This window comes from Pedobacter riviphilus (assembly GCF_014692875.1).
In the GTDB taxonomy this organism is placed as follows: domain Bacteria; phylum Bacteroidota; class Bacteroidia; order Sphingobacteriales; family Sphingobacteriaceae; genus Pedobacter; species Pedobacter riviphilus.
Genome location: NZ_CP061171.1, coordinates 4695043 through 4708589 on the forward strand (window position 1 = coordinate 4695043; position 13547 = coordinate 4708589).

The 13547-nt window shown below is 38.3% G+C and carries 10 protein-coding genes; 3 read left to right on the forward strand and 7 right to left on the reverse strand.

Going from position 1 to position 13547, the window contains the following annotated elements; all coding sequences use genetic code 11:
• Positions 1-22: 22 nt before the first annotated feature.
• The gene (locus H9N25_RS19310; protein ID WP_190326921.1) at positions 23-859 is read right to left on the reverse strand and encodes an N-acetylmuramoyl-L-alanine amidase; all 837 of its coding nucleotides are present in this window, start codon (positions 857-859) and stop codon (positions 23-25) included.
• Between the two features lie 113 nt (positions 860-972).
• Between H9N25_RS19310 and H9N25_RS19315 the strand changes: the two genes are divergently transcribed.
• Positions 973-2652 carry a dipeptidyl-peptidase 3 family protein gene (locus tag H9N25_RS19315; protein WP_190326922.1) on the forward strand — a complete coding sequence of 560 codons (1680 nt, stop codon included), beginning with the start codon at positions 973-975 and terminating at the stop codon, positions 2650-2652.
• A gap of 479 nt (positions 2653-3131) precedes the next feature.
• Positions 3132-5576 (forward strand): TonB-dependent receptor domain-containing protein, encoded by a 2445-nt coding sequence (locus H9N25_RS19320; protein ID WP_190326923.1) that lies wholly within the window; start codon positions 3132-3134, stop codon positions 5574-5576.
• A gap of 231 nt (positions 5577-5807) precedes the next feature.
• On the opposite strand, the gene H9N25_RS19325 is transcribed toward H9N25_RS19320, so the two are convergent.
• From H9N25_RS19325 to H9N25_RS19350, 6 genes are all read right to left on the reverse strand, one after another.
• Positions 5808-6302 carry a GNAT family N-acetyltransferase gene (locus tag H9N25_RS19325; RefSeq protein WP_190326924.1) on the reverse strand — a complete coding sequence of 165 codons (495 nt, stop codon included), beginning with the start codon at positions 6300-6302 and terminating at the stop codon, positions 5808-5810.
• A complete protein-coding gene (locus tag H9N25_RS19330; protein ID WP_190326925.1) occupies positions 6299-6859 on the reverse strand; it encodes a thiamine pyrophosphokinase in 561 nt (186 codons plus the stop codon). The genes H9N25_RS19325 and H9N25_RS19330 overlap by 4 nt, the downstream gene beginning before the upstream one ends.
• Positions 6860-6922: 63 nt before the next feature.
• Positions 6923-8215 carry a hypothetical protein gene (locus H9N25_RS19335; RefSeq protein WP_190326926.1) on the reverse strand — a complete coding sequence of 431 codons (1293 nt, stop codon included), beginning with the start codon at positions 8213-8215 and terminating at the stop codon, positions 6923-6925.
• A gap of 59 nt (positions 8216-8274) precedes the next feature.
• Complete coding sequence (locus H9N25_RS19340; protein ID WP_190326927.1) at positions 8275-8919, reverse strand: thiamine phosphate synthase; 645 nt, start codon at positions 8917-8919, stop codon at positions 8275-8277.
• A gap of 113 nt (positions 8920-9032) precedes the next feature.
• Positions 9033-11480 (reverse strand): TonB-dependent receptor, encoded by a 2448-nt coding sequence (locus tag H9N25_RS19345; RefSeq protein ID WP_330221056.1) that lies wholly within the window; start codon positions 11478-11480, stop codon positions 9033-9035.
• 731 nt (positions 11481-12211) lie between these two features.
• Positions 12212-12742 (reverse strand): AAA family ATPase, encoded by a 531-nt coding sequence (locus tag H9N25_RS19350; protein WP_190326928.1) that lies wholly within the window; start codon positions 12740-12742, stop codon positions 12212-12214.
• 436 nt (positions 12743-13178) lie between these two features.
• On the opposite strand from H9N25_RS19350, the gene H9N25_RS19355 reads away from it, so the two are divergent.
• Positions 13179-13496, forward strand: a complete 318-nt coding sequence (locus tag H9N25_RS19355) for a carboxypeptidase regulatory-like domain-containing protein (protein WP_131526389.1) — start codon at positions 13179-13181, stop codon at positions 13494-13496.
• The last annotated feature ends 51 nt before the right edge of the window (positions 13497-13547 follow it).

Genomic DNA, 13547 nt, shown 5'->3' on the forward strand with positions numbered 1-13547 from the left:
TAACCGCCAAACCCCATTCCGCTTAATACTTCGTATACACATTATACAGCACCAATATATCCACTGGTGTTAAAGTAGGCGTAATATCACTTTGGATAAAATGAATTTTGAAAGCGGTGATTGCCGCAGGGAGATTACTGGTATCATAGCCAATATATTTTAAGGCCATTTCGGTATTAAAATCTACAGGAGGATTTTTCAGCACATCATCATACCAATAACCAAAACCTTTATCGGCCAGCTTTTTCCAGGGGAAATTTTTCGGATCATTTTTACGTTTAGGCGCAATATCAGCATGACCGATAAAATTTGCCGTAGGTATACCGTATGTTTTCTTTAAAGTGGCCAATAACTTAAGCAAGCTATTAATCTGCACATCGGGCCATGGGTCAGTTAAGCCATTATTATCCAGTTCAATGCCTATCGATGAAGAGTTTAAGTCGGTATCTTTCCCCCATTTACTCACACCAGCATGGTTTGCGCGTAAATAATCATTCACCATATGCACCACTTTACCGTCGCGACTAATAACATAATGTGCGCTCGTACCTGCTTTAGTAGAGAAAAATGTTTCTATGGTTTTTGCCAAACTATCTTGAGCGGTATGGTGGATCACCACAAAATTTGGCTTACGTATCCCAAAATTTACAGAGCCAATCCATTCCTGATTTGCAGCTCCCAATGAATCGTAAAGCTGACCAGCCGGTGGAGTGGTATTAATTATTTTCGAAAAATCTTTTGCTTTTTCCTTATAGATTTTTTCCGTTGCGGCATATTTGCTGCTTCCGCAGGCAGATAAAATAAGCACCAGAGAAAAAGCGGAAATAGATAATGATTTTGATAACCTGGAAAATAACATGGCATGAATTGTTAGCGAGTTGAAGTTACAAAGTTATGTTAAACTTCACCCAATGCATCAAACTTTATACAAAGCTTTCAAAATTTACTAATTTAGCGGCCATATACTTTAATATGAAGAATTTATACAAATCGACCCTATTTTTATCGGCAGTAGCTATTTCAGTAGGCGCTTTATCGTCTTGTACTGGCAATAATAAATCTAAAGATGAAAAGGCTGTGGTAGTACAAAAAGATAGTCTCACCAATTATGTTGCCCAACGCTTGCCCATTTATGAAAGGGTAAAATTAACCACTAATATTAACGATTTAAGTGTTAACGACCGTAAAATTCTGCCTTTGTTAATCCAGGCAGCAGAAATTATGGATCAATTATATTGGAAACAAGCCTACCCACAAAGAGATAGCCTGCTTGCAACTATTAAAGACGAAAAAACCCGCGATTTTGTTAATATCAATTATGGTCCTTGGGATAGATTAAATAACGATAAACCTTTTGTTGAAGGTGTTGGTGCCAAACCAGAGGGAGCATCTTTTTACCCACACGGGATTACAAAAGAAGCCATAGAGAAATCAGACCTTGCCGATAAGTTTGGTGCATATTCTGTTGTTCAAAAAGACAGTACAGGAAAATTATCAACGGTACCTTATCACGTATTATTTGCTTCAGAATTACAAAAGGCAAGTTCATTGTTAAAACAGGCAGCGCTAATTGCTGAAGATGCCGGTTTAAAAAAATATTTAAACTTAAGGGCCGATGCTTTGGTAACGGATAATTTTACCGCAAGTGATTATGCCTGGTTGGATATGAAAACCAATGGTTTGGATATCATTATCGGCCCAATTGAAAATTACGAGGATAAACTGTTTAATGCCCGTACCAGTTACGAAGCTTATGTTTTAATCAAAGATAAAGAGTGGAGCAAGCGTTTGGCAAAGTATGTAAAAATGCTTCCTGAATTGCAAAAAAACCTACCAGTTGCAGCAAAATACAAAACAGAAAGCCCTGGAACAGACTCTGAGTTAAATGCATATGATGTGGTTTATTATGCAGGAGACTGCAATGCCGGATCGAAAACCATTGCCGTTAACCTCCCGAATGATGAAAAAATCCAACAGGAAAAAGGAACACGCCGTTCGCAGCTGAAAAATGCAATGCAGGCTAAGTTTGATAAAATCCTGGTACCGATTTCAAAAGAATTAATTGAAGCCGATCAGCAGCAATACATTAAGTTTGATGCTTTTTTTGCAAACGTCATGTTTCACGAGGTAGCTCATGGTTTAGGCATAAAAAAAACCATTACCGGAAAAGGTTTTGTACGTGCCGCATTAAAAGAACAATATAGCTGGCTTGAAGAAGGCAAAGCCGATATTTTAGGCTTGTATATGGTAACGGGCTTACTTAAAAAGGGTGAGCTGAAAGGTGATGTAAAAGATTATTACACCACATTTATGGCTGGCATTTTACGCTCTGTTCGCTTTGGTGTATCAGAAGCACACGGAAAAGCCAATATGCAGTGTTTTAATTATTTCCAGGAAAAAGGTGCTTTTGAGCGTACAGCAAAAGGTACCTACAAAGTAAACTTCGAAAAATTTGCAACTGCAATGAACGATTTAAGTGCATTTATTCTTACCCTTCAAGGTAACGGTGATAAAGTTGCGGTAGAAAAAGCACAAAAAGAAAAAGCGGTTATCCATACAGAACTGCAAACAGATCTGGACCGATTAACCAAGAAGAATATTCCGGTTGATGTTGTTTTCGAACAAGGCGTTGATGTACTTGGTGTAAAATAAAAGATTCCTTTTACTCAGGAATTTAAAGCCATAGATATGCAGGTGTAAACTTGTTTGTCTGTGGCTTTTTTTTTGGTTCATTAGTCATTGGTTCATTTGTGAGACTGAGTTAATTGTTTAAACTGTTAATCGGTTAACTAACAAAGTCTCTTAAAAAATTCTTTTCCTTCTTTACCAATGGCAGATCGCAAAGAACGGTCGTCATTCCCGCGCAGGCGGGAATCTTAATGCAACCTAAAAATCCTACCAATGCATTACAATTAAGGAGCAATTTAATCCTGACTTTGGACTCCCGGCCACCAACTTTTTTAAAATCCCTGTAACCTTTTTAAAAAATGCTCGTCTTACCTATAACTAAACAACGGAAACCTTTCGTTTCCGGCTAAACTTTAAAATAAGCAAGCAATTAAATTGAAAGCGCATGCACATGCGATATAGAAATCTTTTTGCCCATTTTTTTTAAGAATAAATACCTAAAAATGAAAACACTATACAGAATACCACTTATCCTTACACTTCTTTTTTTTGCCGTTACGGTGGGTTTTGCGCAAACAAACCCTAAACCAAATATCAGTGGAGTAATTTTAGATGAAACCAAAAAACCTGCAGATTACGTTACGGTTGTACTCTTTAAAGCATCCGATTCAAGTGTGGTTAAAACAGCATTTACCGATCCAAACGGGACATTTAACTTTAGCGTTCAGGGCAAGGGGAGCTACTATTACAAAGCCAGTAACATGGGTTACAAAACACTTAAAAGTAAAACCATCGTTTTAACCGAGGATAATCAGAAAGTAGATTTCGGAACGGCTCAGCTCACCGCAAGCGCTCAAAACTTAAAAGAAGTGAATGTAGCGGTAACTAAACCATTAATCGAAAGAAAAATGGATAAGATCGTGATGAATGTTTCCAATAGTTCGGTTATGACAGGTTCTACTGCGCTGGAGGTTTTGCAAAAAGCACCAGGCGTAACGGTAGATCAGAATGATAAGATTTCGATGATGGGTAAACAAGGTGTGCTCATTCAACTGGATGGCAAGCAGACTTACATGAGCAGTGCTGATGTGGCGAACCTACTGCGTAACATGCAGAGTTCGGAAATAGAAAGCATCGAACTAATTACCAATCCTTCGTCAAAGTATGATGCGTCAGGTAATTCGGGCATTATCAACATCAAAACCAAAAAAAGTAAAAACGGCGGAACAAACGGCAGTATAAACGGATCTTTAGGATATGGTAAAAACCTAAGGGCAAATGCGGGTTTAAACCTGAACCACCGTACACAGAAACTTAATGTTTTTGGTAACTACAACTATGGTAAGTTTGAGCGTGATAACCTGATCGCTATCGACCGGATTTCGAACGGCACACCCGATATTTACTTTATGCAGGTAGGTGAAAGCAAAAGAAAACAATATAACAATAACCTTAAAGCAGGTTTAGATTACTTTATCGATAAGAAAAACACCATTGGTATATTGGTAAACGGCTACTTTAATCATGGAAATGAAACTGCGGGAAACAATACTTTAATCGGCCCATCCTTTAACAAGGTGGATTCTACCCTGATCACCAATTCATTGCAGGCAAACAAATACAATAATGTTTCTTATAACTTAAATTATAAATCCGTTCTGGATACTGCGGGTTCAGAAATCTCGGCAGATGTAGACTATTCCAAATACAAAGGTAACGATGGTTCTAATTATGAAAACGATTATCGGTTTCCCAATGGAGACAGAATCCGCCCCATCAGGTATACCCGCAACAACACCCCATCGATTATTGATATCAAAGCATTTAAAATCGACTATAATGTATCACTTAACAAAACGGTTAAACTCGAAGCCGGGATTAAAAGCAGCTGGGTTAAAACCGACAATGACTTGCAGGCGGAAATGTTGGTAAACAATGCCTGGCAGAACGATGTAAAACGAAGCAACCAGTTTGTGTACGATGAAAATGTAAATGCGGCTTATACCAATGTAAACAAACAGTTTAAAAATACCAGTGTTCAAATTGGCTTAAGGGTTGAGCAAACCAATTCGAAAGGAAATTTGATTACCACGAATACCGTAGTGGAACGAAGTTATTGGGATTTCTTTCCAACATTGTTTGTTCAACACACGCTTTCAAAAAACAACCAGTTAGGTTTTTCTTATAGCAGAAGGATAGACCGCCCAAGTTACGATGCTTTAAATCCCTTCATCTATTACTTAGACGAATTTACCTATAGCAAAGGAAATCCCTTTTTAAATCCGCAGTATACACACAATTTTGAGCTTAGTTATACCCTATTGCAAAAATACATGCTCTCCATTGGCTATAGCAGAATTAACGATGTAATTGCAGAGGTAATTTTACCTGATGCCGCAAATCAGTCGTTATATCAAACCAATGCAAATATTGCCACCAACATCAGCTATAATGCCAATTTAAATGTGCCCGTTCAGATTACGAAATGGTGGCAGACCAATAATAACTTAAATGTTTTTTACCTCAGTTTCAAATCGCCAGATTTAGCCGGGAGTGCTTTAAAAACCGGGAAAACATCTTTCCAATTTAAATCGCAACAAACCTTTACGATTATGGATGGTTTTACGGCAGAGATCAATGGCAGCTACGAATCGCCGCTTGATTACGGCACCTTAAGTTTAAAAGCCCGTTATTATGTTGATGCAGGTTTAAGCAAATCATTGTTCAACAAAAAAGCAAGTTTGAAACTGGCCTTATCAGATGTATTTAATATATCTGAAAACAATTTATCAAGTGCATATCCGGGTTTAACATACACGGTGCATCAAAAAAATGAAACCCAAATTGGCAGAATCAGCTTTACCTATCGTTTTGGTAAAAACGAAATTAAACCTGCCCGCCGCCGCACAACGGGTACTGAAGCAGAACAAGGGCGTATGAAGAATTAGTCGTAAAAAAGGAGATTATACTATCAGTAAGATCTGTCATGTTGTCCAAAGGACTCCTACGGAGAGCCTGTCGAAACACTTTATAATATATTTTAGGTTGGTCTTTCGACAGGCTCGGGATGACAAATTTTAGTGCTTTATATTCCAAGCTATACGTCATGCTGAATTTATTTCAGTATCTATCCTGTTACAAGATCCCGAAACAAGTTCAGGATGACGGTTTGCTCGTATTTAAAACTTATATTCCATCACATAATCATCCATAAAGTAACCGTCGCCTATATCAAGCGTTACTGATTCTTTAATGGTAAAACCTCCTTTTAAGTAAAAATCTTTGGCTTTATTATGCTTGTTCACATTCAGCTGTAATGCAGTACCTCCGGCATCTTTTACCTGGTTAAAAACCTCATTAATTAAGATTTTCCCAACGCCTTTACCGTGCGCCGATGGCAGCACATAAAGCTTGTGCAGCTTATAAATACGCTCTTCGTGTTCAATAATAGAGTAACCTGTAAAACCTAACTGATTTTCGCCCTCTTCTGCAATCAGGAAGACATACCCTTCCATAAATTGTTTCAATAGCTCTCCTTTATTGTACATTTTATCCAGCATGTAATCAATCTGTTTCTGCCCGATAATATCGAGGTAGGTTGATGGCCAGGTTGCCGCAGCAATATCCCTAATAATTTCTATATCTTCTTCTTTTGCTTTTCTGAGGGTAATCATATTGGTTCGCTAATAAAAATTGGTTGTCCTGAAAAGGTAAATTCTACAAAGCCATCTTTAACTACAATAAAAATTTCTTCCTCATTCTGCTCAAGGTTAGTTACTTCGATGTATCGGTTACCATGGATCAGGAATTCACTTCCCGCAGGTTTCCAAACCGAGAATCCCGATTTTATGGGGTAGTGCTTTGCTCTTTCGGTAAATACCACCAGGTTAATTTTGTCTTCAAATCCTGCAAATTTCTCCAGATCGAATTTCTTTGCAATTACATTCACTGCCGGATATTTCTCTTCGTAAAGATAATTAACGGCCACCATTAAAGCATCAACAGGCCCCTGAATAACTTTTGTATCTTCCTGCGCTTCCTGCTCGTTCCCGTTTACCAGCACATCTACCTTTAAGCCTAAGGAAAAAATCTTATCGTAATTTTCTCCATTAACCAAAAGTGTAGGGCTCCATTCGAGTAGTTGGCCCAAAAGTTCTTCGTTAAAATTCCCAAGCTCATCGATGTATAAAGCCGGCTCCTGTTTTTCTTTTACAATATGGTGTGAAGACATACTGCGAATATAGAAATTTCGCTTTAAGTACGGTACAGTAAGAATCAGTTAGAGGTAAAATGATTAACGGTTGTAAGGATATTCATTTATCCAATGAAATCCTCTATTGATGAGCGTAAAATCTTTCGGGCCTTTCCGCTTAAAGCTCACCGCAATAGAATCTTTCCCTTTAAGTCCGGAAATAAGCAGTTTGTCTTTGCCGATAACATTATAGGTTAAAATATACTGAGCTGCTTCTTTATCCAGAGAATTTAATACCAGCTCTTTCTTTTTGGCATTAAAAACCGTTGTAAAATTAAATGTACTATCGTTCATTGTTTTTACAAGCGCATAACCGGCATAACTGATAATCATCTGCTTCCATCGCGTGCCATCAGTAGTTAACGGCGCCAGCGCTTTACCTTTAAAGCTCATGTTTTCTACATTATAAATACCATACATAAAGGGTTTTGGAGCCTCACTTCCATAGGTTTTGCGCTGCGCAATCAGTGTAGATAGCAGAAAAAGCATTGAAGCGACGATAATCAGATATTTACCCATATAAACCACGATGAAGTGCCATCGTTTTTTATAAATGGGACGGTGCATTTTTTCGAGCTGTTGGCTTTCATACCTGATAAAGAACCGGTATAACTTTAAAAAATGAGGTACTAAAATAAACAGACACATTACAACTAAAGCTGTTGAAAGTTGCTTTACCGGAACATCAAAAAAATAGTTCATTGCCATTACATGTACGGTAGCTGCCAGCGATAGAAAGGCGCCAATAATTACCGTTTTGCGAAATAACAATAAAATAGCAGAGACTTCAATAATACCCATAAAAACATTATAGCCTTTAGAAAATCCAAGGAATGTCCAGGCGAGGCCCATCGGAGAGGCATCACCAAAAGGTTGGAGCAAACGATCTAAGGATGGATCGGGAAACTGTAGTTTGATTACTTTTATAGCACCGTACATTACAAGTGTAAAAGCGAGATAAAAGCGAACCAGAACGATGAGCCAGTAATAAGCAGTATTATAGCTTTTGCGTTTACGATCAAGTATCGACCATATGATGCAGCCAACAAAGGATATCAAAAACATAAAGGCCAGTAATACCCAATCGTAAGAAGTATCGCCACTGCCGTTTGTGTAAATCTTAAAGTCGTAGCTGTAGTGAAGGATATGCTGAGAAAACCAGGGAATCAGGTCATGCAGCACCAGTGTTGGATACTTGATTACATAATAAAAAAATGGAAAAGCGCCATTGTTGTTCAGGATGATGAAAAGAGACAGGAGGAGGAAAAAGAACCTGAAAGAGATTTTTTTATAAATGTTCCAGGGCCCATTGGCTTGAAGAGCGTTTTCAGACATATTTAGCAGCGTTTTATCCAAAACTAAAAATTATCCTATAGGCTTCAAATTATAAAATGTTAATTAACAGTGCTTTCTTTAACTAATGTGTAAAAATCTTGATAGGCTTCAATAAAATCATCTGCAAAATTAATGGCTCCGGAAACGGCTATGCCATAAATACCGGTTTGCATTAAAGCTTCTACATTGTAGGTTTTTATCCCACCCACAGCCAATACCGGAATGCTGATGGACTGAGCTTTCAATTCTTTCACTGCTTGTTGATAACCTTCTATGCCCAAGAGATTATACTTGTTGGGCTTGGTTTCGGTTATTGCAAAGGGACCATAACCAGCATAATCAGCACCTTCCTGCGCAAGCCTGATTAAATTTTCTACTGTATTTGCCGATCCTCCAAGGGTAATATCATGGCCAACAAGTTTGCGCAGCGCTATAAAATCGGCATCCATATCTTCCATATGAAAACCCTGAATATCGGCCTTTCCATTTAAATGAACATGATCGGTAACGATTAAGGTGGTACCCCAATCATCACAGATTTCTGCAATAGCATTAATATCCTGCAGGAGCGCTTCATCATTTTTGCTCAGACAACGGTACTGAATCCATTTTGCACCAGCCTCGCAAGCCAGTTGTGCCTGTTCAATGTGTGAGAGGTGCGGAATATCGTGCGTAATGTAATGAAGTTTCTCTACGTATTTCATGCTTGGTATGGTAGAATTAATGGCTTTAAAATCAGGATGCCAATATAAAACAAAATCGCCATTGGGTGTTTATCTTCCAATGACGATTTACTGTTTTTTAGCTTTAAGCTTTTCTAAAACTTAACGTTCAGGCTTAACAAAAAGTTGGTTCCCGCCTGTGGATAAAAGAAGTTTTCGGTTACCCTGCTTCCACCTGCCTGGTAGCCATAGGTATAACCATTGCTTTCGTATTTCTTATCGAAAATATTGTTTACCAGTAAACCCAGGTTAATATTTTTAACGCCTGCAAATTTAAAATCGTAGCCTAAACGTGCATTGCTTACCCAATAACCGTTAATGGTCCTATCGTTGTTCTGCGTATTATCCAGGTATTGTTTGCTTACATACTTGCTCTGTAAGGCTACAGCAAAACCACTAACAGGTTTGTAAACAAGCTCCCCAAAAAGAACGGCTTTGGGAGAATAAGAAATATCAGTCAATTTGTAGTTGTTTACAACAAATCCGCCATTATCGTAATCTTCATAATATTCGGTAAAGTTCTTGATTTTGTTTCTACTCAACGCAGCATTGGCGTTTAATACAAATTGCTGGTTAATGATATAAGAACCATCTACCTCAATCCCTAAACGATAGCTTCTGTCTACGTTCTGACGATAGTTGGCTCCAACATCATTTATTTGCCCGGTAACTACCAATTGGTTTTTATAGAACATTCCGTATGCATTGGCACCTAAATTAAATTTATCATTTTTAAATCGATAACCTAACTCTACATCATTCAAACGTTCAGGTTTTGGAGAGATGCCTGCTACCGCAGCATCTGTATAATCATCTCTGTTAGGCTCTTTGTTGGCCACACTAAACGAGGCATATACATTGCTCTGTGGATTGATAAAATATATTGCCCCAAATTTCGGGTTAAAGAAATTCAAGGTTTCGTTAATGGCCAAAGTGTTCAGTTTATTTTCCGTTCCGGCAACATCGAAATACACCCTGCGATATTGCAGGTCGGCAAATAAACTTAACGATTCAACAGGGCTGTAGTTTACTTTACCATAAACGTTAAAATCGGTTTTAAAACCATCATTATCATAATAATGCCTGTCTATATTTCCGTTTGATGCATATTGCGCCCAGATCACCTGCCCAAAGTGTGCGCCTTTATATTCGTTATATGCACCGCCCAAAGTAAAGTTTAAATTCTTCTGCGGCACATAATTAAAGGCATAAGTAACACCATAGAAATCGTTATCCAACCAGCGCCGGCGGATCAAATCTGTTTCGGTAACCGGAGTTCCGCCTGGAATAACAACCGGATTTAAACCATAATTTTTCAGTTTATCCTGCACCCGGTATTCTTCATAATAACCTTGGCCTTGGGTATAATGTAAGGCGCCATTAAAAGAAAACTGATCAGAAAACTGTCTGGCATAAATTAACTGGTAATGGTTCTGCGTATAGTTATCTGTTTGGTTATTGTATAAGAAACTGTTATAAGTTCTGCCTGAATTTAAAAGGTTTGCGGCATCTTCTGCACCCAATCCATTTCTGGCGATATAGGCATTCATTCCGGCTACGTCATTTTCCAGACGCGATTGCGGAATACCGTTCCATGATTGATAGGTTTTCTCATTTCCCGAAAAAACGTTTACACGCAACAGGTCTTTATCTCCGTGGTAGGCACCAGATAAGAAATATGATTTAAGCAAGGATGAACCGCGGTCTACATAACCATCCGAACTGATTCTTGATAAGCGGCCGTCAAAACTAAAGCGATTGTTAATCAAACCTGTTCCAACCTTTATCGTGTTTTTCCAGGTATTGAAACTTCCGTAAGTGCTGTTTACTTCGGCATAAGGTTCCATTTCGCTGGCAGTTGTCTGAATATTTAAACTCGCACCGAATGCACCTGCACCATTGGTTGAAGTACCTACACCACGCTGAATCTGAATGTTATCTACCGAAGAAGCAAAATCGGGCATGTTTACATAAAACGTACCTGAACTTTCGCTGTCGTTTATCGGAATACCATTAACCGTTACATTGATCCTGCTATTGTCGCTACCACGGATACGGATGCCTGTGTAACCTACGCCAGCACCAGCATCAGAATTAACCACAACTCCTGGTGTGTTTTGAAGGATGAAAGGAAGATCCTGCCCGAAGTTATTCTGTTGAATTTCTTCTCTACCAATATTCTTATAGGTAGTAGCCGATTTTTCTGTTGCCCGTGTTGCACGAACAATTACCTCATCTGCGAGGAAATTTTGTGGTGATAGGCTAAAATCCAGTGTAGTATTCTCTTTAAGTTCAACCGCTTTTTCAACTGTTTTAAAACCTACATAACTGATCACAATCGTGTATTTTCCGTTAACGAGATTTGTGATGCTGTAATTTCCTGAAGCATCGCTTACAACTGCTGTTTTTTGATTTCTTAATTTAACCGTAGCACCGGGAAGAGGTTGCTGATTTTGATCTGTTACCTTACCTGTAACAGAAATCTGTGCCGATACAAAGAAGGGCAACATTGCAACAAGCGCTGCAAAAAGTAAATTTTTCAATTTTATTGTTTTTAGTTAAACTCATCGGAAAAGGGGCATTGCCGATTTTCAGTTAAACTTCCATAACTCCAATCCCTACGCCGGCATTACCCGGATCAGGTGCATGGTCTTTAAATTCCAATGATCAAAATTCAATTTTCAGACGTTTGGAAATTGAGTATTTTGATTTGATTATTCAAAGCCAATGGGTATGATCTCAGCCTGTTTTTGTGTTATTTAAACAAGGCACCCCTAATGATGGTACAAATGTAGAAAATTTTAAGCAATTCGAGTGTTTTTTGATGCTTTCTGGGTTAAATCTCTAAAAACTGATTGCGTAATGGTGAATTTTGTACCTTTTAGGTTTAGAAAACGAAGGTTCTGTGCCCTGAAGCAAACCGCTGTACCTAAACCCGACAGCAGCGGACACGGAGTGCAACGAAGTAAAGCGGATGGCGGGGCTACAGCACCTATGAAATACTAACCTTTCATTTCCTAAAAAGAAAAACATTTTATTATTAGTTGGAAATGAGCGGTTCTATGCTTTTGGCTTTTTCAGCCCCGCTTTCTGGTACGAGTTCCGATGAAGGATCGGAAGCCCTGCCCGACAATCGGGTTTATTTTACAAAGTTTGGTGCCCCGAAACAAACCCCTGTATTTAAACCCGCCGGTTGCCAAAAGCTACTAACAATCGTTTCCAGGCCAAAAAAACTTAATTTAGTGAAAGAATGCCACTTTTCCTTATTCCTGAATTACAGGGCCAGAAAATCATCAATAGCCTCAATTGCATTTGCTACCCTTTCATCGCCCAAACCGCCAATTACTTTGTAATTCGCATTTAAGGCGCGGAGTTCTTTATGCCAAACCTCCATAAAATACTCTCGTTTCTCCGGAAAATCGCGCAGCGGATCGTCCTGCCATGGTAAATCGATATCCATCAACAAGTACAGATCGTACGGCCGTTTCGGCAAGGCATCTAACACAATCTCTGGTGTTTCGCCAAGCACTTCATCACTCCATATCTTTACGGTAATAAAAGTGGTATCGCAAATAATAAAATCGCTTTCGGTGGTTACTAAAATGGCATCCTCTAAAGCGACCTGACCATAGTACATATTCACTTCATCTTGTAGGGTATAATCGGCAACCAGGTTTTCGCAATAGTAACGGGCATACTCTGGCACCCACGAAACTTTATAGTATTTTGCCAGCAATTGAGATATAGTAGATTTTCCCGTACTTTCCGGACCAACAATAGCAATCTTTTTAATATTTTTATTCACTATACGTTTTCTTGAATACTGTCAAATGTAAAAGAAAAAGCCTTAAAAGAAAAAATCCGGTTGAGGAGGGCTCCTCTAACCGGATAATAAACCAAACAAACTATTTATGAAGAAATCCTCATGGCGGGTAACTAATCCGCGGAGGAAGCTTTAGATCATTGTCTAAAGTATATACAAAACGCATATATGTTCTGCTTATTACAACATTATTGCCAATATTTCGATCATCACAACTTCGTGACTTAATTCTGACTCACAGCACCACTTTTACGAAATTCTTTTAACAATAATTAACATTTACAATAAAATCGTACATTTGGTTTTTACATCCGTGTATAATTTATAGTACAATCAGAAAAATAGTGTTCATTATTTAAAACTATTTGTACTAAATGCTGTTACTTATTTAAGACATCAACAACTAAAACGTTATACTATGAAAAAGTTATGTGTTGTACTATCCCTTCTTATTGTGTTTGCTTTAGGATCTATTGCCTTTACAAATATTAAACTGGGGGGGATAATAGGGAAAATTACACCAGGCGATGCGGCTTCTGCTGTTTCACTTGTAGCTGCGACAGACACGTTGAAAGCGCAGATTAATCAAGGTGTTTTTACTTTTACTAACCTTAAAGAAGGCGTTTATACCGTTGTGGTAAAAGCCAATGCACCATATAAAGATGCCGTAATAGAAAAGGTTGCCGTAAAAGATAGCGCGACTACAGATTTAGGCGAAATTAAATTACAACAGTAGCTTATTTCTCAGAAGAAAAATCTAAAAAGAGCGCCTAAATCGTGCTCTTTT

What these genes read in the sequence shown, in the direction of transcription:
- H9N25_RS19335 (WP_190326926.1), bottom strand. Translation starts at nt 8,215, where the DNA reads ATGTCTGAAAACGCTCTTCAAGCCAATGGGCCCTGGAACATTTATAAA.
- H9N25_RS19340 (WP_190326927.1), bottom strand. Translation starts at nt 8,919, where the DNA reads ATGAAATACGTAGAGAAACTTCATTACATTACGCACGATATTCCGCAC.
- H9N25_RS19315 (WP_190326922.1), top strand. Translation starts at nt 973, where the DNA reads ATGAAGAATTTATACAAATCGACCCTATTTTTATCGGCAGTAGCTATT.
- H9N25_RS19330 (WP_190326925.1), bottom strand. Translation starts at nt 6,859, where the DNA reads ATGTCTTCACACCATATTGTAAAAGAAAAACAGGAGCCGGCTTTATAC.
- H9N25_RS19320 (WP_190326923.1), top strand. Translation starts at nt 3,132, where the DNA reads ATGAAAACACTATACAGAATACCACTTATCCTTACACTTCTTTTTTTT.
- H9N25_RS19325 (WP_190326924.1), bottom strand. Translation starts at nt 6,302, where the DNA reads ATGATTACCCTCAGAAAAGCAAAAGAAGAAGATATAGAAATTATTAGG.
- H9N25_RS19310 (WP_190326921.1), bottom strand. Translation starts at nt 859, where the DNA reads ATGTTATTTTCCAGGTTATCAAAATCATTATCTATTTCCGCTTTTTCT.
- H9N25_RS19355 (WP_131526389.1), top strand. Translation starts at nt 13,179, where the DNA reads ATGAAAAAGTTATGTGTTGTACTATCCCTTCTTATTGTGTTTGCTTTA.